Source organism: Reinekea marina (assembly GCF_030409715.1).
Classification (GTDB): Bacteria; Pseudomonadota; Gammaproteobacteria; order Pseudomonadales; family Natronospirillaceae; genus Reinekea; species Reinekea marina.
The window spans coordinates 3,239,588-3,262,218 of sequence record NZ_JAUFQI010000001.1 but is presented as its reverse complement, the minus strand read 5'-3'; the positions used below and the strand labels follow the sequence as shown (position 1 = coordinate 3,262,218).

At 45.2% G+C, this 22,631-nt stretch carries 29 protein-coding genes; 13 read left to right on the top strand and 16 right to left on the bottom strand.

Going from position 1 to position 22,631, the window contains the following annotated elements; all coding sequences use genetic code 11:
* Positions 1 to 233 precede the first annotated feature (233 nt).
* Both glyA and QWZ13_RS17925 read left to right on the top strand, forming a co-directional pair.
* A complete protein-coding gene (gene glyA / locus QWZ13_RS17930) occupies positions 234 to 1,496 on the top strand; it encodes a serine hydroxymethyltransferase (RefSeq protein WP_290282991.1) in 1,263 nt (420 codons plus the stop codon).
* Between the two features lie 84 nt (positions 1,497 to 1,580).
* Positions 1,581 to 1,733, top strand: a complete 153-nt coding sequence (locus QWZ13_RS17925) for a hypothetical protein (protein ID WP_290282990.1) — start codon at positions 1,581 to 1,583, stop codon at positions 1,731 to 1,733.
* Here the strand turns inward: QWZ13_RS17925 and QWZ13_RS17920 are convergent.
* Genes QWZ13_RS17920 through QWZ13_RS17910 form a run of 3 tightly spaced genes read right to left on the bottom strand, consistent with a single transcriptional unit; the run spans position 1,698 to position 4,023 of the window.
* Entirely contained in the window at positions 1,698 to 2,366 is a 669-nt protein-coding gene (locus QWZ13_RS17920) for an anthranilate synthase component II (RefSeq protein ID WP_290282989.1), read from the bottom strand. The two genes, QWZ13_RS17925 and QWZ13_RS17920, sit on opposite strands and share 36 nt — an antisense overlap.
* 21 nt (positions 2,367 to 2,387) lie before the next feature.
* Positions 2,388 to 3,761 (bottom strand): anthranilate synthase component I family protein, encoded by a 1,374-nt coding sequence (locus QWZ13_RS17915; protein ID WP_290282988.1) that lies wholly within the window; start codon positions 3,759 to 3,761, stop codon positions 2,388 to 2,390.
* 19 nt (positions 3,762 to 3,780) lie between these two features.
* A complete protein-coding gene (locus QWZ13_RS17910; RefSeq protein WP_215999754.1) occupies positions 3,781 to 4,023 on the bottom strand; it encodes a Trp family transcriptional regulator in 243 nt (80 codons plus the stop codon).
* Positions 4,024 to 4,119: 96 nt separating this feature from the next.
* Here QWZ13_RS17910 and QWZ13_RS17905 point away from each other — a divergent pair, with 96 nt between their 5' ends.
* From QWZ13_RS17905 to QWZ13_RS17880, 6 genes are all read left to right on the top strand, one after another.
* Complete coding sequence (locus tag QWZ13_RS17905; RefSeq protein WP_215999755.1) at positions 4,120 to 4,701, top strand: anthranilate synthase component II; 582 nt, start codon at positions 4,120 to 4,122, stop codon at positions 4,699 to 4,701.
* 27 nt (positions 4,702 to 4,728) lie between these two features.
* The gene (trpD, locus tag QWZ13_RS17900; protein ID WP_290282987.1) at positions 4,729 to 5,772 is read left to right on the top strand and encodes an anthranilate phosphoribosyltransferase; all 1,044 of its coding nucleotides are present in this window, start codon (positions 4,729 to 4,731) and stop codon (positions 5,770 to 5,772) included.
* A 23-nt stretch (positions 5,773 to 5,795) separates the two neighbouring features.
* Positions 5,796 to 6,599 (top strand): indole-3-glycerol phosphate synthase TrpC, encoded by an 804-nt coding sequence (trpC, locus tag QWZ13_RS17895; RefSeq protein ID WP_290282986.1) that lies wholly within the window; start codon positions 5,796 to 5,798, stop codon positions 6,597 to 6,599.
* The gene (locus QWZ13_RS17890) at positions 6,599 to 6,778 is read left to right on the top strand and encodes a hypothetical protein (RefSeq protein ID WP_290282985.1); all 180 of its coding nucleotides are present in this window, start codon (positions 6,599 to 6,601) and stop codon (positions 6,776 to 6,778) included. The genes trpC and QWZ13_RS17890 overlap by 1 nt, the downstream gene beginning before the upstream one ends.
* Before the next feature lie 81 nt (positions 6,779 to 6,859).
* Positions 6,860 to 7,036, top strand: a complete 177-nt coding sequence (locus tag QWZ13_RS17885) for a hypothetical protein (protein WP_290282984.1) — start codon at positions 6,860 to 6,862, stop codon at positions 7,034 to 7,036.
* A 94-nt stretch (positions 7,037 to 7,130) separates the two neighbouring features.
* Positions 7,131 to 7,283: a hypothetical protein gene (locus tag QWZ13_RS17880; RefSeq protein ID WP_290282983.1), complete on the top strand. Its 153-nt coding sequence runs from the start codon at positions 7,131 to 7,133 to the stop codon at positions 7,281 to 7,283.
* Between the two features lie 20 nt (positions 7,284 to 7,303).
* Here QWZ13_RS17880 and rnr read toward each other — a convergent pair whose 3' ends face one another.
* The 7 genes from rnr to QWZ13_RS17845 form a co-directional block, all read right to left on the bottom strand.
* Positions 7,304 to 9,535: a ribonuclease R gene (rnr, locus tag QWZ13_RS17875; RefSeq protein ID WP_290282982.1), complete on the bottom strand. Its 2,232-nt coding sequence runs from the start codon at positions 9,533 to 9,535 to the stop codon at positions 7,304 to 7,306.
* A 61-nt stretch (positions 9,536 to 9,596) separates the two neighbouring features.
* Entirely contained in the window at positions 9,597 to 9,722 is a 126-nt protein-coding gene (locus tag QWZ13_RS17870) for a hypothetical protein (protein WP_290282981.1), read from the bottom strand.
* 61 nt (positions 9,723 to 9,783) lie between these two features.
* Positions 9,784 to 9,990: a cold-shock protein gene (locus QWZ13_RS17865; RefSeq protein ID WP_215999760.1), complete on the bottom strand. Its 207-nt coding sequence runs from the start codon at positions 9,988 to 9,990 to the stop codon at positions 9,784 to 9,786.
* Between the two features lie 116 nt (positions 9,991 to 10,106).
* Positions 10,107 to 10,244: a hypothetical protein gene (locus QWZ13_RS17860; RefSeq protein ID WP_290282980.1), complete on the bottom strand. Its 138-nt coding sequence runs from the start codon at positions 10,242 to 10,244 to the stop codon at positions 10,107 to 10,109.
* A 16-nt stretch (positions 10,245 to 10,260) separates the two neighbouring features.
* The gene (locus QWZ13_RS17855) at positions 10,261 to 12,036 is read right to left on the bottom strand and encodes a DEAD/DEAH box helicase (RefSeq protein WP_290282979.1); all 1,776 of its coding nucleotides are present in this window, start codon (positions 12,034 to 12,036) and stop codon (positions 10,261 to 10,263) included.
* 133 nt (positions 12,037 to 12,169) lie between these two features.
* On the bottom strand, positions 12,170 to 12,331 hold the full coding sequence (locus QWZ13_RS17850; RefSeq protein ID WP_290282978.1) for a hypothetical protein: 162 nt from the start codon (positions 12,329 to 12,331) through the stop codon (positions 12,170 to 12,172).
* Positions 12,312 to 12,833: a DUF4826 family protein gene (locus QWZ13_RS17845; protein WP_290282977.1), complete on the bottom strand. Its 522-nt coding sequence runs from the start codon at positions 12,831 to 12,833 to the stop codon at positions 12,312 to 12,314. Before QWZ13_RS17845 ends, QWZ13_RS17850 begins: the two co-directional genes overlap by 20 nt.
* On the opposite strand from QWZ13_RS17845, the gene QWZ13_RS17840 reads away from it, so the two are divergent.
* Both QWZ13_RS17840 and pepD read left to right on the top strand, forming a co-directional pair.
* Positions 12,833 to 13,021 (top strand): hypothetical protein, encoded by a 189-nt coding sequence (locus tag QWZ13_RS17840; RefSeq protein ID WP_290282976.1) that lies wholly within the window; start codon positions 12,833 to 12,835, stop codon positions 13,019 to 13,021. The two genes, QWZ13_RS17845 and QWZ13_RS17840, sit on opposite strands and share 1 nt — an antisense overlap.
* A 66-nt stretch (positions 13,022 to 13,087) precedes the next feature.
* A complete protein-coding gene (pepD, locus tag QWZ13_RS17835; protein WP_290282975.1) occupies positions 13,088 to 14,545 on the top strand; it encodes a beta-Ala-His dipeptidase in 1,458 nt (485 codons plus the stop codon).
* 223 nt (positions 14,546 to 14,768) lie between these two features.
* On the opposite strand, the gene QWZ13_RS17830 is transcribed toward pepD, so the two are convergent.
* The 6 genes from QWZ13_RS17830 to QWZ13_RS17805 form a co-directional block, all read right to left on the bottom strand.
* On the bottom strand, positions 14,769 to 15,758 hold the full coding sequence (locus tag QWZ13_RS17830; RefSeq protein ID WP_290282974.1) for a peptide ABC transporter ATP-binding protein: 990 nt from the start codon (positions 15,756 to 15,758) through the stop codon (positions 14,769 to 14,771).
* On the bottom strand, positions 15,758 to 16,735 hold the full coding sequence (dppD, locus tag QWZ13_RS17825; RefSeq protein ID WP_290282973.1) for a dipeptide ABC transporter ATP-binding protein: 978 nt from the start codon (positions 16,733 to 16,735) through the stop codon (positions 15,758 to 15,760). The genes QWZ13_RS17830 and dppD overlap by 1 nt, the downstream gene beginning before the upstream one ends.
* A gap of 9 nt (positions 16,736 to 16,744) precedes the next feature.
* The gene (gene dppC, locus QWZ13_RS17820) at positions 16,745 to 17,638 is read right to left on the bottom strand and encodes a dipeptide ABC transporter permease DppC (RefSeq protein WP_215999766.1); all 894 of its coding nucleotides are present in this window, start codon (positions 17,636 to 17,638) and stop codon (positions 16,745 to 16,747) included.
* 8 nt (positions 17,639 to 17,646) lie between these two features.
* Positions 17,647 to 18,657 carry an ABC transporter permease subunit gene (locus QWZ13_RS17815; protein ID WP_290282972.1) on the bottom strand — a complete coding sequence of 337 codons (1,011 nt, stop codon included), beginning with the start codon at positions 18,655 to 18,657 and terminating at the stop codon, positions 17,647 to 17,649.
* 109 nt (positions 18,658 to 18,766) lie between these two features.
* Positions 18,767 to 20,368, bottom strand: coding sequence for an ABC transporter substrate-binding protein (locus QWZ13_RS17810; protein WP_290282971.1), 1,602 nt, complete (start codon positions 20,366 to 20,368; stop codon positions 18,767 to 18,769).
* Complete coding sequence (locus QWZ13_RS17805; protein ID WP_290282970.1) at positions 20,310 to 20,621, bottom strand: hypothetical protein; 312 nt, start codon at positions 20,619 to 20,621, stop codon at positions 20,310 to 20,312. The genes QWZ13_RS17810 and QWZ13_RS17805 overlap by 59 nt, the downstream gene beginning before the upstream one ends.
* Between QWZ13_RS17805 and QWZ13_RS17800 the strand changes: the two genes are divergently transcribed.
* The 3 genes from QWZ13_RS17800 to QWZ13_RS17790 all read left to right on the top strand — a co-directional run bounded on the left by QWZ13_RS17800 (position 20,612) and on the right by QWZ13_RS17790 (position 22,594).
* Entirely contained in the window at positions 20,612 to 20,872 is a 261-nt protein-coding gene (locus QWZ13_RS17800; protein ID WP_290282969.1) for a hypothetical protein, read from the top strand. The two genes, QWZ13_RS17805 and QWZ13_RS17800, sit on opposite strands and share 10 nt — an antisense overlap.
* Before the next feature lie 91 nt (positions 20,873 to 20,963).
* Complete coding sequence (locus tag QWZ13_RS17795; protein WP_215999769.1) at positions 20,964 to 21,734, top strand: ABC transporter ATP-binding protein; 771 nt, start codon at positions 20,964 to 20,966, stop codon at positions 21,732 to 21,734.
* 101 nt (positions 21,735 to 21,835) lie between these two features.
* Entirely contained in the window at positions 21,836 to 22,594 is a 759-nt protein-coding gene (locus QWZ13_RS17790) for a transporter substrate-binding domain-containing protein (RefSeq protein ID WP_215999770.1), read from the top strand.
* Positions 22,595 to 22,631: the final 37 nt, after the last annotated feature.

Genomic DNA, 22,631 nt, shown 5'->3' with positions numbered 1-22,631 from the left:
GCCCAATTTCGCTACCAAAAGGCTGTAAAAGGCAAGTTACAGGCTATTTGATGAGACCAAATACTTTACTAGGCATTAAGGCGTGAATGTGTACAATAGCTCACTGTTTTTTCACTGATATTCAGTATTAAAAGCTGACTTAGTGGTAAAGAAGGAACGTTTGCTTAAACAGTTTGAATGAATAATGACAACAAAACTATTTAATCAACCCTTCCCCTTTGCTGGAGAGTCTCATGTTTGAAAAGTCTATGAATATTGCCGACTACGATGCCGATTTATGGCAGTCGATGGAAGCAGAGCGTGTGCGTCAAGAAGAGCACATAGAATTGATTGCCTCTGAAAACTATACATCACCCCGAGTGATGGAAGCGCAAGGCTCTCAGTTAACGAACAAATACGCAGAAGGCTACCCAGGTAAGCGTTACTACGGCGGTTGTGAGCATGTAGATGTGGTTGAGCAATTGGCCATTGATCGCGCTAAAGCCCTATTTGGTGCAGGCTATGCCAACGTTCAGCCTCACTCAGGTTCTCAAGCAAACGCAGCCGTTTACATGACATTATGTAAGCCTGGCGACACTATTCTTGGCATGAGCTTGGCCCACGGTGGTCATTTAACCCACGGTGCTTCTGTATCTTTTTCTGGCCGAATTTATAACGCTGTTCAGTACGGTTTAAATGCTGAAACCGGTGAGATTGACTACGACCAAGTGGCTGAACTAGCACGTGAGCACAAACCTAAAATGATCGTAGCGGGCTTCTCAGCCTATTCTCTGATTGTCGATTGGGCGCGTTTCCGTGAAATTGCCGATGAAGTGGGTGCTTACTTATTTGTAGATATGGCGCACGTAGCCGGCTTAGTCGCCGCGGGCGTATACCCAAGCCCTGTACCGCACGCGCATGTTGTAACGACAACCACTCATAAAACGTTAGGCGGTCCACGTGGCGGTTTAATTTTAGCGCCCGAAGACGAAGAGCTAAACAAAAAGCTTAACTTTGCGGTTTTCCCTGAAAGCCAAGGCGGCCCGTTAATGCACATTATTGCGGCCAAAGCGGTTTGCTTTAAAGAGTGCATGGAGCCTGAGTTTAAAGAATACCAAACTCAAGTCGTTAAAAACGCGAAAGCAATGGCAGCAGCCTTTATGGCTCGCGGTATAAACATTGTGTCTAATGGCACCGAAGACCACCTATTCTTAGTCGATTTAATCGGAAAAGAATACTCAGGTAAAGACGCTGATGCAGCCTTAGGCAAAGCAAACATCACTGTAAATAAAAACTCGGTACCAAACGACCCGCGTTCACCCTTTGTTACCTCTGGCTTACGAATCGGCACACCGGCCATCACGCGTCGAGGCTTTAAAGAAGCCGAAGTCACTGAGCTAACGGGTTGGATTTGTGATGTACTCGATTCACTAGAAGCCGGCAACTCTGATCAAGTGATCGAAGCAGTGAAGCAAAAAGTAATCGCCATTTGCGCAAAAATGCCTGTCTATAAATAGCAGCCATTTATAATAACTAATCTCTCTCAGGGTAACTTGAGAGAGATTTTTTTTGCGTAAAATATAGCTGAGTTGCAACATTAAGTGATCGGAGGTACTGCAAAGATAGGGCGTTCATTGGCATGGATGCCAATGACGAGCCCCCATGGATGGGTTTACGGCGTCCCTTTCTTTGCAGTACCCCCGGTCGCTAGGCAGCCACTAATCACCAGCTCGGAACAGAAAATTTTTAATTAAATCTTTGCCGCCTTCGGTGGCAAAAGATTCAGGGTGAAACTGAATGCCGTGAATGGGGTAATCGGTGTGCTGAACGCCCATGAGTTCAAACTCTTTTAAGCTTTTCAGTTTTTCTCGGTTATTAAAATCATTCGCGGTTAACTCACCCACGGTGCTGGTCACTCTTAAGCATTCGGGCAGGGTGCTGGCCTCGGCAATGAGCGAGTGGTAACGCATTACTTCGAGTTGGTCGGGTAGGTTGTAAAAGACGCTGCTGTTGTCGTGGTTTACTGGACTAATTTTTCCGTGCATGGGTAACGGTGCTTTAACTACGTTACCGCCAAAGCAATGCACTATGCCTTGCATGCCTAAGCAAACGCCCAGTAACGGCGTTGTCTTGCCCAGCTCACGTATGACATCGGCGCATATGCCAAAGTAGGTTGGGTCATCGGGGGAACCCGGTCCAGGAGAAATGATAATACGGTCGGCATTCAGGGCTTTAACGTCTTCGAGCGTCATTTCATTATTGCGTTTAACCGTGATGTTAAACGAATCGAGATTTCCTTGGTTTTTCTCCGATTCTAAAATTTCACCAATAAACTGATACAAGTTATAAGTGAAGGAATCGTAGTTATCTATAATTAAAACATTCATAGCGGTTCTCATTCACTTAGGTTACATAAATTTATCGAGTACTTTTTTAGTACCGGCAAACTTTCGTTGTATTTCTTCGTATTCATCTTCAGGGTTCGAATCGTAAACATTGCCACCGCAGGTTTGTACATAGGCTTTGTCGGCATTGGCAAAAACGGTTCGAATCGGTATCGCAAAGGTGCAATCACCATTAAACGAAAAGTGCCCAACCGCTCCGCCATAAGGCCCGCGACCATCGCCTTCTAAATCGTTGATGATTTTCATGGCTTCAATTTTGGGGGCGCCGGTTAACGTACCGGCCGGGAAGTTAGCCGCGAGCGCGGTAAACATGTCTTCTTTTTCGTTAATAATGCCTACAATTTCGCTGGAAATATGTTGCACGTGACTGAACTTTTTAATATCCATTAGGCTGCGTACTTTCACTGTGCCATAGCGCGCAACACGGCCAATATCATTGCGGTGTAAATCAACAATCATATTATGCTCGGCGATCTCTTTTGGGTCATTCAGTAAGGCGCGGGCGTAAGCGGTGTCTTCTTCGTTGGTAGCACCGCGCTTAGCGGTACCTGCCAGCGGAAAAGTTTCCATTTCGCCTTGGCGGAGTCTGAACAATAGTTCTGGGCTAGCACCAATGAGTTTTTGCTCACCAAATTTAACGTAGTACATTTGTGGCGAAGGGTTTACTTCGCGCATTTGCTCGTAAATATTGATGGTGTCGCCATCTAGTTTAAAATGCTTCTTAAAGCCTACTTCGGTTTGGAAAATTTTGCCGTCAACGATGTCTTGTTTTACTTTCAACACTGCGTCTTTGTGCGCTTCACGGGTCATGTCTTCACCGAGGTCGGTGACTTTAAGCGTGCCGTTACCTGAATAGGGCGCTTCAATAAGTTCGTTCACTAATTCAATGCGATTGTCTTCATAATAAAAATAGAAAACTTCGCCGGTCATTTTATCGAGCACGAGCCCATCTTTATATAAGCCAAAGCGGAAGGCATCGAACATTTCGCTTGAATTGATGGTTAAGCTAGGCTCAAAATAATTCATGGCATCGTAGCCTAAGTAGCCGGTTAGGCCGCCAGCATACATACGCGAGATAATGTTCTGCGGCATCATGGCTCGCAGGCTTTGGTAGGGGTTATCTGAATGAATCGATTCAGAACCACCATCGCGATCTTCAATGATCAACTGCTGACCATTGGCGTAAATAATTTTCTCTGGGTCAAACCCAATAATGCTATGACGCGCTATGTGGCTGTCTTCGCCCAGTGATTCGAGCATGAAGCAGGTGGAAAAGCGTTTTTCAATTTTTTTGAACAGCTCGAAAAAGTCGCATGAATCGGTAACTTTGACATAAAAGGGTTTTCGAGGCAGCTCAAACGGTGAGTAGGTGGTCATGTTTCGGCAATCTCTTTAGTTAGCTTTCTTTACGGGCTCGCGCGCCACGAGAGACGGTGGCAATGCCCACGCCTAATGTTTCGGCAATTTTACGTTGCGGTATGCCTTGGTCGAGCATGCACAGTATTTGCAATCGTTTCACGACCTCATCAAACTCGGTAGGCGTGAGCAGTTGCTCTAACCGTGCCGACATATCAGCACGAGAATTGGCCGCAAGTAGATGATCGAGTAATTGGTTTAATTCTGTTTTTGATGTATTCATGTACTAGTATGCTATAACATTTTGGTGTAGAGTCAACGCTTAATTTAAAGGTTAGCCGTGGTATGATTTTCCGATGTTGCTAATTGATGTCGATTTATGATTTTAATGATAGATAACTACGATTCTTTTACTTACACCATTGTAAGTTATCTAGAATCGCTAGGTGCGCAGGTGAAGGTCGTCAAAAACGATGAGTACAGCATTGAAGCGCTTGCGGCTATGTCTCCTGAAAAGGTCGTGATTTCGCCAGGGCCCTGTACGCCAAACGAGGCAGGGGTATCCTTAGACGCCATTCGGTATTTTGCAGGAAAAGTGCCTCTATTAGGTATCTGCTTAGGGCATCAGGCCATCGGGCAAGTTTTTGGTGCAAAGGTTTGCAATGCCACTACCATAATGCACGGCAAAACCTCCCAAATACACCACAAGGGAGCGGGTGTGTTTAGCCAGTTGCCAAGCCCATATACCGCGACTCGCTACCATTCATTGGTGCTCGATCAAAAGACGTTACCTGAATGTTTAGCCATAACGGCCTGGGTTGAAAACACCCAAGGCGAGCAAGAGGAAATCATGGGCGTGCGCCATACATCGTTAGATGTTGAAGGCGTGCAGTTTCATCCAGAATCTGTGTTAACGGAGCATGGACTTAATCTATTTCAAAATTTTCTAAACCGCCGTTAATGTTGGGCGGTCAGCGAGGGTACAAACATGGATATTAAAAAAGCGTTAAACCGAATTTCTATGCATGGGCATTTAGACCAAGAAGAAATGAAGCTGGTCATGAAGTCTATTATGACCGGTGAATGCACCGATGCTCAGATTGGCGCTTTTTTAATGGGCCTGCGTATGAAGGGCGAAACGGTTGATGAAATCAGCGGTGCGGCGCAAATCATGCGTGAACTGGCCACCAAAGTTGTAGTCTCTGGTGAAAACCTTGTCGACACCTGCGGTACTGGTGGTGTGGGTGATGCCGGGCAAAAATTATTTAACGTCTCTACCGCCACGGCGTTTGTTGTTGCGGCTGCGGGTGGCCGTGTGGCGAAACATGGCAACCGTGCCGTGTCTTCTACCTTTGGCAGCGCCGATGTACTAGAAGCGGCCGGCGTGCGCTTAGACGTAAGCCCTGAAGTTGTGGCGAGAGCGATAGAAACGATTGGTGTGGGGTTTATGTTTGCTCAAAACCATCACAGCGCCATGCGCCATGCCATTGGTCCGCGCAAAGAGCTCGGTTTACGCACTATTTTTAACATGTTGGGCCCATTAACAAACCCAGCCGGCGTAAAGCGCCAAGTCATGGGGGTGTTTTCTGAAGAGCTGTGTGAGCCGTTGGCACAAACTTTGGGGCGGTTGGGTGCTGAACACGTAATGGTGATTCACTCTAAAGATGGCCTAGATGAATTTAGCCTTGCGGCACCCACCCATGTTGCTGAATATAAAGAGGGCCGTTTAACCTCATATAATGTTGAACCAGAAGATTTTGGCTTAGCTAGCCAAGGTTTGGGCAGCTTGAAGGCAAATAACGTTGAAGAAAGTTTGGCCATTATTAAGGGTGTTTTTAGTGGTGAATCTACCGATCAATTCATTTGTGCGGGTGATTTAATTGCATTAAATGCGGGTGCAGCAATCTATGTTTCGGGCGTGGCCAGCAGTTTTGAAGAAGGTGTTGCGTTGGCTCAAGATGTCATTGCTTCGGGTCAAGCAGGTGAAAAACTGAATGAGCTTGTAGATTTTACCCAAACAGCCAGCGCATAATAATTTATAGAGAATAGGTAACTATGAGTAATACTCCGACTATTTTAAAGAAAATTCTCGACCGTAAAGTTGAAGAAGTAGCCGCACGACGTAAAGTGAAGAGTTTAAAAGATTTTGAGCAAGAGTTTGATCGTTACGAGGCCCCTCGTGGGTTCACAACAGCCATAGAAGCAAAAATTGCTCAGCAGCATTCTGCGGTTATTGCGGAAATAAAAAAAGCTTCCCCAAGTAAAGGTGTGATTCGCGACCCGTTTATTCCGCAAGACATTGCCATCAGTTACGAAAAGCATGGCGCGGCGTGCTTGTCTGTTTTGACCGATGCTGATTTCTTTCAAGGCCATGAAGACTATTTAATTCAGGCGCGCGAAAATGTAGCGTTGCCGGTTATTCGAAAAGATTTTCTAATTGATGCGTATCAGGTGGCTGAGGCTCGTGCCATTGGTGCAGACTGTGTTTTGTTAATTGCTTCGGCGTTAGATCAACCAAAAATGATTGACTTGCATGCGCAAGCACTTGAATACGGTATGGATGTGCTTATTGAAGTACACGACGATGAAGAAATGAGCCGCGCGCTAGCCATAGACAATAAACTCATTGGGGTGAACAATCGTAACTTGCATACTTTTGAGGTTTCACTGCAAACGACAATAGATTTAAAACAAATGGTCGATCAAGATCGAATTCTAGTCACAGAAAGCGGTATACTGGCCGCTGAAGATGTTACGTTAATGCGTAACCATAATATTCATGCATTTTTAGTCGGTGAGTCTTTCATGCGCGCGCCCCAGCCGGGTGAAATGCTAGCTGAGTTGTTTGGAGAATCCTAATGCCAGTCATCATTCCTATTTTATTAGTCTTAGGCCTAGTCATGTTGGCGGTGATTAAGTTCACCTCACAAAATTCAAAGCCCATGACCGATGAAGACGCCGCAACCTACGCAAAATGGTTCCGAATTCTGTTCCCAATTCTACTCATCGGCGCTGCCATTAAGTTCTTCATAGGCTAATTAACGTGGCGGGTAAATAATCCGCCACACCCCAAAACACAATGTGGGAGCGCTTGAAGCAAAGCGAAGACGCGAAGCTGGTTGCTAAGAGCTAGTCTTCTGCAATGCGACTTACTATTAAATGCAGCTGGCAGCTATAAACTTGCAGCTTTCAAACCGCCCCAGCACCAAATCACCGTTGCTCGGTCATTGCAAGTACATCCATGTAAGCTAAACTTCGCCATCCATGGCTCAGATACCCGATCAAGGGTCATTTGATACCAGGGCTACAGTTTTGAGATTGTTTTAGGTTTTAAACACGAAGCCCGCAACCCGGAGCCAAAAACAGCTACAAAAAAATCGCCTCTCCACGTTGTTCCGAAGGCTCCTACAGGTAATATGGCGTTGTAAATGTAGGGGCGCTCGAAGCAAAGCGAAGACGCGACTGTATGGCGTTTTTAAAACACGAAGCCCGCAGCTCGAAGCCCTAAACAGCTCTTCGAACCATTGCTTTACTTGCAGCTAGCAGCTATAAACTTGCAGCTTTCAAACCACCAAAAACACCATCTTCCGATCTTGCATATCAATGCTCTTTAAACTCACGTTTACTCGATCGCCTAACGAATAGCTTTGCTTGCCGTTTTCTAACTTTTGCAAGGGCGCATCGAAGGTGAAGGTGTCTCCAGGCAATGTTGAGGTATGAACTAAGCCTTCGGCGCCAATTTTGTCTATTTCAACAAATATTCCAAAGTTTGTGACTCCAGTAACAGATGCTTGGAATGTGTCTCCTATAAACGGCTGCATGTATTGGCACATTAGGTCGCTTTCAACTTCTCGGCTTACTGTATCGGCTAGGCGTGATTGGTCCGAGCAGTGTTTACTCAGGACTTCCATGTCGTCTAAGTCGTACGGGTAATCTTTTTTCGGTAATGGCTTTGTGATCAGCTTGTCGAGTTGTAATAGCCCGAGCATTCTTTGTAAGCCGCTTTTGGGTGTGTTGTTGCGCAGCTTTGCACGAATGGCTCTGTGCGTTAACAAGTCTGGGTAGCGTCTAATTGGTGAGGTAAAATGCGCATAGGCGTCATAGGCTAAACCGAAGTGGCCTTGATTCTTTTCTGAATACTCGGCTTGGCTTTGCGATCTTAGTAATAGAGTGCGAATGCTGTCTGCATCGGCCCTGCCGTTCACTCTTTCTAAAAGCTCGTTATAGTGCTTCGATGTAGGCGAATCTCCGCCGCCAAGTTTCAGGCTTTTTTCAGCCAGTAACGCTCGCAATGCTGTGAGCTTTTTCTGTTGAGGGCTAGGGTGAACTCGAAACATACTTGGAATTTTATGTGCGGCTAAAAATTCGGCTGTGGCTACGTTGGCACAAAGCATAAACTCTTCGATCATTCGATGGGCATCGTTGCGCTTTACCGGTTTGATGCTATCGATTTTTCGCTTTTTGTTTAAGTTAAATGTTATTTCTTTTGTTTCAAACTCGATCGCGCCGCGTTGTTTACGCTGGTCTATTAACGTTAAGTAAAGTGCATGTAGGTTTTTAACATGCGGTACAACGCTAGGGCTTGTTTCATTTACTTTTTGAGTGAGTTTAGAGCGTGGTTGTGCAACAACAGCGTAAGCCTGGTTGTAAGTTAACCGAGCGTGAGACCGAATTAATCCTTCTGAGAAGGCTGAATCAGTAACGATGCCATCTTCGCTGATATGCATTTCACAAACCATCACTAAGCGGTCTTCATCAGGGTTTAGTGAGCATAACCCATTAGATAGCGGCTCTGGCAACATAGGGACAACCTGGCCAGGAAAGTAAATTGAGGTGGCGCGTTGTTGTGCTTCAATATCTAAGGCATCGTTTGGTTTAATGTAATGTGAAACATCGGCTATGGCGACGAATAAACGCCAAGTACCTTGTTCGGTTTGTTCACAATAAACGGCATCATCAAAGTCTTTGGCATCGGATCCATCAATGGTAACGAAGGGTAGATCTCGGTAGTCTACTCGACCAGCTTTGTCTTTTTCAGCGACTTGGCTGCCAATCTTTTTGGCATGAGATACCAGTTCGTCTGTCCAGAGTTCATTGATGCCATGCCGGCGCAATGCCAGTTTTGTTTCCATGCCGGTTTCTTGTGGAAAGCCGAGCACTTCGGTAATTTTAACTTGAGTCGGTTTGCGGTATGTTGGGTAATCTGTAATCTCGGCATTTACATACTGACCCGCTTTAGCTTTAAGCAGCTGTTGATGGTCTACTTGTATTTCTTGGCTGATCTTATTGCTGTCGGCCGTTAAGAAATAGTTTTTGCCTTGGCGTGTGAGTAGACCGGCAATGTGTGTGGTTTTACGCTCTACAACTTTTATCAAGTTATTGAATGATCGCTTTTCGCCTCGGCCTGGCTCTATTAGTACTTGCACGACATCACCTTCAAACACATGGTTTAATTGAGTCTTAGGTAGAAACAGATCTTTTTCGGTGTCACTAAAGGATACAAAGCCAAAGCCATCTGGATGAATGCTAATGCTTCCGGTCACCAATGAATCTGGATCAATAAGTTGGTAGCTATGTCGTTGGAACATCAGCTGTCCATCACGTTCCATTGCACGCAGTCTGCGGCGAAGGGCTTCTTTTTCTTCGGGTGAATTTAAATCGAGTGCCGTCGCGATTTGATCGCGATTTAGACGTTGTTTAAACGAATCGAATAGGCTAAGAATAAATTCACGACCGGGAATTGGGTTATCATAAATTGGGCTGGGTGTTGCTTGTGTTGATTGGCTAAATAGCATAATAACTCTCTTAATGCCGCTAACCGTTTTTTGCTAAATATCTTTGTACTAGGGAGTTAGATTATCTCAGAAGTGGAATAGATAGTAGGAGGGAAAACTTTAAGCGGTGCTGATTCTTTATTGAATCAATCTTGTTGTAACGGATTGCCGTATTGCAATGCGATGGGTAATTCTTAAATACGTTCACACACACAAAATTGCGTGTGTGAAAAAGAAAGTGCTAACAGCACTTTCTTAGTAAGTATCCATTAGATACAAACGATGTTTTCTGCTTGAGGGCCTTTCTGACCGTCAGTAACAGTAAACTCAACTTTTTGGCCTTCAGCTAAAGTTTTGAAGCCGTTTCCAGAGATTGCACTGAAATGTGCAAAAACGTCAGGACCAGACTCTTGCTCGATAAAACCAAAACCTTTAGCTTCGTTGAACCATTTAACTGAACCAGTAGTAGTAGACATAATAGATATCCTAAATAAATAATAAATTCGCCTGCAAAATCAGGCATTTAAGCGGAAAGAAAACTAATATTTAACTGAGGATAACGCGAAGAATTATGACTAACACAACGGGGATCTTACAAATAAACACGGCTTTCTCTTAAGCCAGGAGCCCACCTTAACAGTTTGTCACCGTTAAGCAAGGAATAAAGAAGGAATGTACAAAAAAAGATCAAAAAAAAGCGGTGCTGAGCACCGCTTCTTAAGTATTTCATGGTCGCTTAACTTTGCTTACGACTCAGAACGTCGAGGTTTACGCTCTTTACCGCCAGAAGGTTTACGATCGCCACGTGGTTTACGATCACCACCAGAAGGCGCATCTTCAGACCAAGTACGCAATGATAGCGGACGGCCCTTTACGCGAGTTTTTTGCAATTGAGCAAACACTTCTTTTGGCATGCCATCGGGTAAATCAACCAACGTAAAGGTATCTTTAATGTTGATGTTGTTAATGAACTTACCTTCAATGCCACCTTCGTTTGCAATAGCACCTACGATTTGGCCAGGCTGAACGCCATCACGGTGCCCAATGTCTAAACGGTAAGTTTGGGCTGCATAGTCTAATGCGCGCTTGCGAGATCCGCGCTCACCACGTTCACCGCGGTCGCGACCACGGTCGTTACGGTCGCCACGATCATTACGGTCATTGCGTGGACGATCATCACGATCACGACGCGGACGACCAACAGGGTCTTTCGGTAATTGCAGCGGCTTGTCTTCTTGCGCCATTAACGCAAGGGCAGCGGCAACGTCTAGCGGCTCCATGTCGTCATCGTTCTGCCAGCGCTGAATCATCGCTTTGAAGTAATCAAGCTTGCCTGTTTCGATATGGTTCATTACCGTGGCTTTAAACTGTTCGCTGCGGTGTTCACCGAGCTGATCAGCGGTTGGCATTGGGTATTCTAGCATCGGGCGTTTGGTGTGGCGTTCAATGTCACGCAAAACACGCTGTTCACGTGGCTTACAGAATAAAATTGCCTTACCTGAACGACCCGCACGGCCGGTACGGCCAATTCGGTGAGTGTACACTTCGACGTCACCTGGAATGTCCCAGTTGATCACGTGAGTAATACGCTCAATGTCTAGGCCACGTGCAGCAACATCGGTCGCGATGATGATGTCGAGTTTGCCTTTCTTCATTTGGTTAACAATTTCTTCACGTTGCTTCTGAGCCACTTCACCGCTGAGTGCGGTGGCCGCATAGCCACGTGCTGATAATTTTTCAGATAAGAACTGACATTCAACACGAGTACGTACGAAGATAATAATGGCATTCCATTCTTCTACTTCGAGTAAACGCGTTAAGGCTTCTAGCTTATCGATGCCTGTTGCACGCCACACGAATTGCTCAATCTGAGACATTTCGGTGTTGCTTGATTTAATTTCAATCTTTACCGGGTTCTTCTGGTACTGGTCGGTAATACGCTTAATTTGGCGTGGCATCGTGGCTGAGAACAGTGCCGTTTGCTTGTCTTCTGGCGTGTGCTCTAAGATCCAGTCGATGTCTTCAATAAAGCCCATACGTAGCATTTCATCGGCTTCGTCTAATACAAGGTGCTTTAACTGAGATAAATCTAAGGTTCCACGACGTAAATGGTCCATCACTCGGCCTGGCGTACCAACAATCACTTGTGGGTTTTGCTTTAGAGCACGGAGCTGGTTGCGCATGTCGGTACCGCCATAAATTGGCAATACGTGAAAGTTGTTCACACCACGAGCGTAAGTCTGGAATGCTTCTGCAACCTGAATCGCTAATTCACGAGTCGGGCACAGCACGAGTGCTTGTGGAGATTTAGAAGTAGTATCAATTTTGCATAGCAAAGGTAGCGAGAACGCAGCGGTTTTACCGGTACCGGTTTGCGCTAAACCTAGAACATCGTTGCCTTCTAGCAACTCAACAATCGCACGCGACTGAATAGGAGTAGGGCTTTCATAGCCCAAAGTGTCTAGGGTTTTTAAAATAGAAGGAGTAAGACCTAAATCGGCGAAAGTGGTATTTTCTGACATTAATTTTTTCCAATAAACAGCATGCCTACCTATTTTATAAGTAAGTAAACACGTTAAATTTTTCCGGTGGGTTGGCCAACGGGGTATATCCAGTAGTTCACACAGGCGGTCTGGATGCCGCTGCGAAGGTGAATTAACTGCGCCCCATGCCGCGAAATAGCGGAAAACCGTTTATTACATTGTCGAAAAGGAGCCAGTAAATGGCTGCTGAGCAGGTTGGGTCACCTCGGCGGCGCGGAGTATACATACTTGAAAATAAAATGTCTGTATATTTTTTAATCAGATTCGATTTCATCGTCAGGAACTGGAGCTGGAGGCACCCAAACAAGGGTCTGTTCAGTCCACAATTCTTCTGCGGCGACGAAGCGCTCAAGCCTAGTGGCGCGGTCTTCAATCAGCTGCCCAATGATTGGACGCTCTTTGATATTCTCGATGCGAAAATCACCGTAGTCTTCGCCTTGTTTAAGTTTTTCGGCTGCATGTAACCATTTCTTTACAAAATGATCGAGTATCTTGCGAATATCACCTTCAAAGTAGTTTAAGGGCACCACATCAGTTGGGTGATCGCCAGCAATACCATACCAGCCATCAAAACCCGGAGTGCCTAAACTGGGGATGTGCCACAAAGATGTGCGCGGCACAACGGACCAGAAAGGTTCGTTTTCAAACTTGCCATGTATCATATTTCGAGAGTCAAAGTATAACCTGAGGTCACGCTTTCGTTCGGCCAGCCAAAGCTTGCGGTTAAAGCGATTCTTATAATCGGTCTTAATTGAGGGAATACTTTTATTTTTCATTGGGCGTTACGGCTGCCTGCGGCAATACGCTCTTTCTGGTTCAAATCAGTGTTCAAGGTAAGCAATTTCAATTGAAAAAGCCACTTTTAGAGAAACATGGTCGATTTTTTAACGGTTTTCGACGTTTTCGCGTCAATATATTCAGTTGTGAACACCTAAATAGAACCTGCCAGAGTATATTCGCCTGAAAGTTGCCGCCCAACAGTTGAAACAGTAAGCTTGCGACTTCGACAATTTCAGAAGAATGTTCAGCTATGAAGCCATCTCAATACCCGACCAGCCCAGAGCATATTTGGGAACATTTTTATCAATTAACTCAAATCCCACGCCCTTCTGGCCAAGAGCAGCAAGTTCGCGATCATATTATTGCGTTAGCCGATTCTAAAGGCTTGCAGCATAAAGTAGACGCCGCCGGAAATTTAGTTGTGTATGTTCCCGCGAGCCAAGGTTATGAGAATGCTCCAACGGTCGCCATTCAAAACCATTTAGATATGGTGACGGTAAAAACGGGCGATAAAGCGCATGACTTTACAACAGATCCACTGCAATTAGAGATAGTGGACGGTTGGTTACGAGCAGACCGTACAACCTTAGGTGCCGATAACGGCATTGGTGTAGCAGCGGCAATGGCCGTAATTACGGATGAAACCGTAGTGCACCCACCCCTTGAATTGTTGTTTACTATTGAAGAAGAAACTGGCTTAGTCGGCGCTTCTGAGCTAGATGCCTCTATGTTGTCGGCCACTAAAATGCTGAACCTAGACACCGAAGACTGGGGTGAAATCTACTTAGGTTGCGCCGGTGGTTATGGTTATGATGCCACTCGACCGTTAGCCACCGAAGCGGCTAAAGCTGGCACCCGTGCTTACCGGTTCCACCTAAAAGGCTTGCAAGGTGGTCACTCGGGAGTGCAAATTCACGAGCAACTAGGCAACGCTAATAAATTACTGGTTGAGTTTTTAACGTCTCAAACCGAACTGCCATATCAAATTGTCAGCTTTCGAGGCGGTATTGCACATAACGTAATCGCACGAGAAGCCAGCACCGTTGTCATGATTAACGACAGTGATTTAGATGCGTGGAAAAACGCCATGGAAGATGCGAAGCAACGTTGGTTGAGTTATTTACCCGCAGCCGATAACGCCATTGAGTGGATTTTAGAATCTGTAGACGATGCTAAAAGCGACGTAGTGAGTGCACAAGATACTCAGGCATTTTTGCAGCTGATCAGTGCATTACCGCATGGTGCGCAAAGTTACAATTTGAACGAGCCTGCCGACTTAGTTGATTTAAGTTGCAACTTAGCCGTTGTAAATATTAAAGAAGGTCAACTGCATATTCAAACCAGCTTACGCTTTTTTAATAATCAGCAAACCCTTGGTTTGAAGCAGCAAATTGAAGCCATTTTAAATGCGTTTCAATTAGAATCTAAATGCATTTTAGATTACCCCGGCTGGAACCCGAATTTTGATAGCCCTCTAGTAAACCAAGCCAAAGCATTGGCTGAAGAAATAACCGGTGAAGAAGTTGCGCTTAAAGCGATTCATGCGGGTTTAGAATGTGGGATATTATTAAGCAAAAAGCCCGATATGGATGTGGTCAGCATGGGCCCAACCATTCGCGGCGCGCACAGCCCAACCGAACGTATGGAAATAAGCACCGTAGAACCGTTTTGGTTGTTGGTGAAAAATATGTTGAAGGCTTTAAAGTAGTAAAGAAAGAACGGTTGCCCTTAAGGGGCAACCGCGGGCTTCTAGCTGCAAGCTGCGAGTAAGTTCAAAACATCGCGTCTTCGCTTTGCTCCGAACGCTCCCACGTGGTACCACATTGTAGGAGTCTTCGGAACGCAGTGGAGAGACGACAAGGCTTTAACCTGAAGCTCGCAGCCCGCAGCTCAAAACAAAAAAAGCACAAACGAAAGGTTGTGTTTTTTTCTTACATCCTCCCTTCCTCAACCGCAAAACAAGCTACATCAGATTTCCCGTCTGTTTGAATGAGCACAGGTGTCTCTGTTGAGCAGCGTTCGTTGGCGTATTGGCAGCGGCCATGGAATGCGCAACCCGATGGCGGGTTTAACGGCGATGGTAATTCACCTGGCAAACGAATTTTTTCAATTCGGTGCTCGGGGTCTATTCGTGGCGTTGATGATAACAATGCCAAAGTATAAGGGTGCTGAGGGTTTTCGAAAATTTGTTTCGTGGTGCCTCGTTCTACTACCTTACCTAAATACATCACCATGACATCATCGGCAATGTGTTCAACCACACTTAAGTCGTGTGAAATAAACACGTAAGCCAAACCAAACTCTTCTTGAATATCCATCATCAAGTTGAGTACTTGTGCTTGAACCGAAACATCTAGCGCTGAAACGGGCTCGTCGGCCACTACAACTTTAGGGTTCATCATTAGGCCACGTGCAATCGCAATGCGCTGGCGTTGGCCGCCAGAAAACATATGCGGGTAACGATTGTAGTGTTCGGTTTTTAAGCCAACTTTTTCCAATAAATAGAGTGCGCGTTCTTTGCGTTCTGCCGCACTCATATCACTGTTAATGGCTAAGGGTTCTTCTAAAATGTCACCCACTTTTTTACGTGGGTTTAATGAACCATAAGGGTTTTGAAAAATAATTTGAATTCGCTGGCGCGCTTTCGCTTTTTCTTCTTTTGTGAGCGTTAATAGATTGGTGTCTTCAAAGGTTAAGGTGCCCTCGGTCGGCGTTTCAATCATGGTTAATTGACGCGCTAACGAAGATTTACCGCAACCCGATTCCCCTACTACGGCTAAGGTTTTGCCTGCATCAACGCTAAAATCTACACCGTCTACAGCTTTCACGGTGCCTTTTGGCTTCATGAAGCCTTGGCTAACTTCGTAATATTGTTTTAGGCCGGTGCCCTGTAGGACCGGTTTTTGAGTCGCTTTGGTCATTAGGCAGCATCCTTTGAATGAGGTAGTGGCATAAAGCAGCGAACAGCGTGATCATTTGTGGTAATTAATTCAGGCTCTTCGGTGCGGCATTGATCGGTCGCATAGGGGCAGCGCGGGTTCAACAGGCAGCCATTTGGACGATCGTTTGCGCCAGGCACTACACCACCGAGTGCGTCTAGCCGCGCTCGGCCTTGTGATGATTCCGGTAAAGACTTCATCAATGCTTCGGTATAAGGGTGCTTAGGATTTTTAAAAATTTCAGCCGCATTACCCATTTCAACCACTTGGCCGGCATACATCACAACAACGCGATCAGCCGATTCAGCCACCAAAGCAAGGTCATGCGTAATTAAAATAAGCCCCATGTTTTTCTCGCGCTGAAGATCTAAAAGTAAATCAATAATCTGCGCTTGAATGGTTACATCGAGAGCGGTCGTCGGTTCATCTGCAATCAATAGCTTGGGGTCGCAAGCAATGGCCATGGCAATCATTATACGTTGGCTCATGCCGCCAGATAACTGATGCGGGTATGTTTTTAGGCGATCTTCGGGCGCTGGGATGCCCACCTTTTTAAGTAATTCAATAGCTTTGTGCTTACGCTCTTTTTTACTACCGCCTTGGTGAACCTTTATGGCTTCCATGATTTGATCACCAACCGTAAAGCACGGGTTTAAAGCGGTCATTGGGTCTTGGAAGATCATTGCGATATCATCGCCCGTAATCTTTCGGCGAGCTTTGTCTTTTAAGCTCAGAAGTTCAGTGCCTTCAAACGACAGAGAATCGGCAGATACTTTACCGGGGAAATCAATTAAGCCCATCAACGCTAAAGAGCTGACCGATTTACCTGAGCCAGATTCACCGACAATACCTAACACTTCGCCGGCATTGACTTCGTAGTTTAAACGATCGACGGCACGAAACGGATTTTCATTTGTGCCAAAGGTGACCGACAAATTTTTAACTGATAATAATGACATTTCGGCCTCCTATTGCTTCAGTTTCGGGTCAAGGGCATCACGTAAGCCGTCACCCATTAAGTTAAATGCTAGAACCGTGGTTAAAATGGCTAAACCAGGGAAAGTCACTACCCACCATGCACTTTGAATATATTCACGAGCCGTTGCGAGCATTGTGCCCCATTCAGCCGCTGGTGGTTGTGCGCCTAAGCCTAAGAATCCTAAAGCGGCCATATCGAGAATGGCATTCGAGAAACCTAAAGTGGCTTGTACAATTAATGGTGCTAAGCAGTTAGGCAGTACTGTGATAAACATGATTCGGAACGAACCCGCGCCCGCCACACTAGAAGACACCACATAATCACGATTCTTTTCAGCTAAAACTGACGCTCGTGTTAAACGGATGTAATGAGGCAAGTAAACCAACGAAAGCGCTAAGCCGGCATTTAAAATCGAAGGTCCTAACACCGCGACGACGGCAATGGCTAACAACAATGCGGGCAGTGATTGCAAAATATCACTGGTACGCATGATGACAGAATCAATAAAACCGCCAAAGTAGCCTGCAAATAAACCTAAACAAATACCCATAACCAATGAAATGCTTACGATGACCAAGCCAATTAACAGCGATAAACGCGCGCCATGCATTAAGCGAGATAAAATATCGCGGCCTACTTCATCGGTGCCTAACCAATATTGAGATTGACCACCTTCCGTAAATGCTGGAGGCAATAAAATAGCATCGCGGAACTGCTCGATAGGCGAAAATGGAGCTAAAACATCGGCTAGCAATGCAAGCAGTACAATAAAGATCACATAACCTAGTCCGACAACTGCGCCCCGGTTTTGGCTGAAGTAAAACCAAAATTCGGCCAGCGGTGTGCGGGGAGCAACAGCGGGAGTGACAGTAGATTGAGTCATATCTGCTCCTATTTAGAATGACGAACGCGAGGGTTAATCACGCCGTACATTAAATCAATAATAAAGTTAACGAGGATGATCATGGTTGCAATCATCAGTAGACCGCCTTGAACAACAGGGTAATCGCGTCGACCAATGGCTTCAATTAACCACTTACCGATGCCGGGCCAAGCAAAAATGGTTTCGGTTAAGATGGCACCTGAAAGCAATGTGCCTACTTGCAAACCAATAACGGTAACCACAGGAATCAATGCGTTGCGTAAGGCGTGCTTTAAAATTACCGTGGTGCGAGACAAGCCTTTCGCTCTAGCCGTACGGATATAATCTTCACTTAGAACTTCTAACATCGAAGAGCGCGTCATACGAGCAATAACGGCCATGGGAATGGTGCCTAGTACAATGCTGGGTAAGGCAAGGTGTGCGAATGCCGACTGTACGGCGCCTTCTTCACCAGAAAGCCAAGCATCGATAATCATGAAACCCGTTACTTCATCAACCCAATAGGCCACGTCTAATCGGCCTGAAACGGGTGTTAAATCGAGTTGGATAGAAAATAATAGAATTAACAGTAAGCCCCACCAAAAAATGGGCATTGAATAACCGGCCAAACTCACGGTCATTACGCTGTGATCAAATACGCTGCCTCGTTTTACGGCGGCAATAATGCCTAAGGGTAGGCCAACGAGAATTGCGAATATGGCTGCAAAGAAAGAAAGCTCAATCGTTGCAGGAAATAAAGTTAAGAATTCACTCATGACAGGTTCACGAGTAATAAAAGATGTGCCTAAATCACCTTGCAGTACATTAGAGATATAGACGAAATATTGCTTATAAATGGGTTTATCTAGCCCGAGCATGGCCTCAATTTCAGCACGCTGTTCTTCGGTTACGCCGCGTTCACCACCCATCACGGTTACAGGGTCACCGGGAATAAAATGAATCAGTGAAAAGGTGAGTAAGGAGACGCCAATAAACGTAGGGATCACCACACTTAATCGACGCAAAATAAATTGGAACATAGGGATTACCTGAGTTATTTCTTATAGTAGAAGCACGTTTGGTGGATAGTGTGCTCTTAACAAACAAAAGGGCGGCTGGGAGCCGCCCTCACAAGACTAACAATGCTTTTTAGTCAACAAGATCTACTGGGTAGAAATCGTGCCCACCGAATGGGCTCATTTTGTAACCAGTCACTTCTTTACGAACCGGCTCAAATACTACCGAATGCGCAAGCGTTATCCATGGCGCTTCTTCTTTGAAAATCACCTGAGCTTCTTTGTAAAGTTCAGTACGTTTTTCAAGATCGAAGGTTGAACGTGCGGTTTCTAACATGCCGTTAAACTCTTCGTGGCACCAGAATGCACGGTTACCGCCAGTTTCAGCAGAAGGACAGCCTAGAAGCACATACATGAAGTTGTCTGGGTCACCGTTGTCGCCAGTCCAGCCAAGCATCATTGTTTCATGCTCACCGTTCTTAGAACGATCTAGGTATTCACCCCATTCGTAAGAAACGATCTTCGCGTTAACACCCACTTTTGCCCAGTCGGCTTGGATAAGCTCAGCCATACGACGTGCATTTGGGTTATATGGACGAGATACAGGCATGGCCCAGATGTCGGTTTCAAAACCGTTCGGGAAGCCAGCTTCAGCCAATAATTTCTTAGCGTATTCAACGTTGTAATCGTAATCTACGATATCTTCGTTGTAAGACCACATTGTTGGTGGAATTGGGTTTTTAGCCACTTCACCCGCACCTTCGTAAACGGCATCTAAGATAGCGTTTTTGTTGGTTGCAATGTTTAGCGCCTGACGAACAAGTACGTTGTCGAAAGGTGGCTTCTTGGTATTGAATGCTAAGTAACCAACGTTTAGGCCGTTAGATTGCAATACTTTAAGGTCATCATTTTTTTGCATTGCTGCAACGTCAGATGGGTTCGGGTAAGGCATGTGGTGACACTCGCCTTTTTGAAGCTTCGCATAACGTACGCTTGCATCTGGCGTAATTGAGAATACAAGACGGTCTAACTTAGACTTGCCTTCCCAGTATGCATTGTGAGCAACGTAACGAATAACCGAATCTTTTTTGTATTGAGCCAAAATGAATGGGCCAGTACCGATAGGCGTTTTATCGAACTGATCAGGCGTGCCCGCATCCATCATTGCATCGGCGTATTCTGCTGAAGCAATAGAAGCGAAGTCCATCGCAATGTTCGCTAAGAACGTGGCATCAACTACATTTAGGTTAAAACGAACCGTGTAGTCGTCTACTTTCTCAATAGACTTAATAGTGTTCGCCATGTCCATGTAACCGAAGTAAGCGTAATCTTTTCCGCCTACAGCATGGTATGGGTGGTCTTCCAATAGCTGACGGTTAAAGCTGAATAAAACATCGTCTGCATTCATATCACGTGAAGGACGGAAGTCTTTTCGCTGATGGAATTTAACACCTTTACGTAACTTGAACGTGTAAGTTTTACCATCTTCAGAAATAGTCCAGCTTTCAGCTAAACCTGGGCGAACTGCAGTGCCGCCGCGCTCAAACTCAACCAAGCGGTTGAACATAGGGCGTGAAGATGCGTCGAAAGTTGTACCTGATGTATAGAAAGCAGGGTTGAAGCCTTCTGGGCTTGCTTCTGCACAATATACAAAAGTTTTTGGTGCTGCCATTGCGTTAGTGGCTAGTGCTGCAGCCATTGTAACGCCGGCAAGTAATGAAATGCCTTTTTTCATGAGTTTGATTCTCCATTTTGTTACCCAGTTTGCGTGTAGCAAGAGGTAACGGCAGTGAGTAGCAACTTCTCCCCAGACCAATGCATCTGGTCGTTGTCGCTTTTTTTATTGTGATGATACTAAGTAGCAGCTCATCAAAGTGTTGCAGTACCATAAAACAGCCATTCCAATAGGGCAATAGCTGGGAGCTTAAGAAAAGCGAATTAAGGTTAGAATTATTTAGAATAACTTGTAAATCTAACTTTGCTTGCACAAAGATGGCGCGAAATGTCGATAAAACAACCAGATATTGCCCTTAATTTGAGCGATGTGGGGTTGTCACCTAAAATTACTTGTAACCAGAAACAGCATGCGTTTATGCTTTATTTGATTCAAATGCATAATTTAACTCTATTTGACAGGTATAAGGCGATCGCCTTGTCTTTTTTCGTAAAAATGTCGCACATGGAAAAGAGGCAGGTTAGATTGTGTTTTACAAAAAGGCTGCGGGTTTACAAAATGTGACCTGTATCAATAAAAACAAATACTCAGTAATGCTGTCCTGCTTTAATCTGGTCAATGTTATATGTAAACCAAAGTATTCTAGGAGATAACAATGTCAGAAGTTGCCCCTCTGATTGTCAAAGATGTACATAAAAGTTTTGGTAGTCATGAGGTCTTGAAAGGTATTTCCTTAGAGGCCAAAAAAGGCGATGTTATTTCTCTCATCGGTTCATCAGGTTCAGGTAAATCTACTTTTCTTCGCTGCATTAACCTATTAGAAATTCCTACTTCAGGTGATATTCAGGTACATGGTGAGAATATTGCCTTTAAGACGGATAAACGTGGCGAGCGTATGCCGGCCAATATGCGCCAGGTAGAACTTATGCGTGCTCGTTTGTCGATGGTTTTTCAGGGGTTTAATCTTTGGTCACACATGACAGTAATGGAAAACATTATTGAAGCACCTATTCATGTTTTGGGCGTCTCTAAAGCCGAAGCCATTGAGCGCGCAGAAGAGCACCTTAATAGAGTGGGTTTGTATGACCGCAAAGATTACTATCCCGCACATATGTCTGGTGGGCAACAACAGCGTGCGGCTATTGCTCGCGCCCTAGCGATGAACCCAGAAGTCATGTTGTTTGATGAACCAACGTCTGCACTAGACCCTGAATTAGTGGGCGAAGTGTTGAAAGTGATGCGTGGTTTGGCTGAAGAAGGCCGTACCATGATCGTTGTAACGCACGAAATGTCGTTTGCAAAAGATGTTTCTAATCAGGTTGTCTATTTGCACGAAGGGGTGATTGAAGAGCAGGGTAATCCTAAATCGGTGTTTGAGAACCCATCTTCTGAGCGAATGAAGCAATTTTTGTCTCCAAAGTATTGATTTTGGAGCCCAAGCATGAGGTCATACGCGCCTCGTGTTTAATACGACAACTAGAACAGAGCCTCTAGGCTCGAAAACATAATCCTTAATGGAGCATAATAATGAAAAAGATCTTAATTGCTTTGGCCAGTGTTGCCGCCCTAACTTCTGCTGTTGAAGCAAAAGACTGGGATACTATTCGAGTCGGTGTTGATGCACCTTACCCACCTTTCGAGTTTAAAGCCCCAGACGGTACGTTAACAGGTTTCGAAATTGAACTTGGTAACGAAGTTTGTAAAGAAATTTCTGGTAACGATTGTGAGTGGGTCATTCAAGCATGGGATGGCATCATTCCTGGTTTGTTAGCTCGTAAATACGACATGATCTTCTCTTCTATGTCTATTAACGAAGAGCGTGCTAAGCGTGTTCTTTTCTCTGAGCCTTACTACACAACTCCTTCAGCTTTCTTCGCTCCAGATGGCAGCGGCTTCGATCCAGCTAACTCAAGCGGCAAGCGTATTGGTGCACAGCGCGCCACTATTCAGGATACTTACGTTACTGAATTCTTGAAAGATGCTGAAATTGTTCGTTACACCACTGCCGATGACATGGTTGTAGATCTTAAAGGTGGTCGTTTAGACGCTATGTTTGTTGATGCACCCGTTGGTATTGAAATGCTAGGTGAAGGTTCTGGTATTAGCCAAGCAGGCGAATACGTTAAAGAGCCTACTCGTATCTTTGGTGAAGGTGTTGGCGCGGCATTCCGTAAGCGTGATGCTGAGCTAGAAGAAAAAGTATCGGCAGCATTGTCTAAAATCAAAGCAGACGGTCGTTACGATGTCATCATGAAGAAGTACTTCGATTTCGATATCAAGCTTTAATCGATACTCAATGGCTAAGCGCATGTTTAGCCATTAA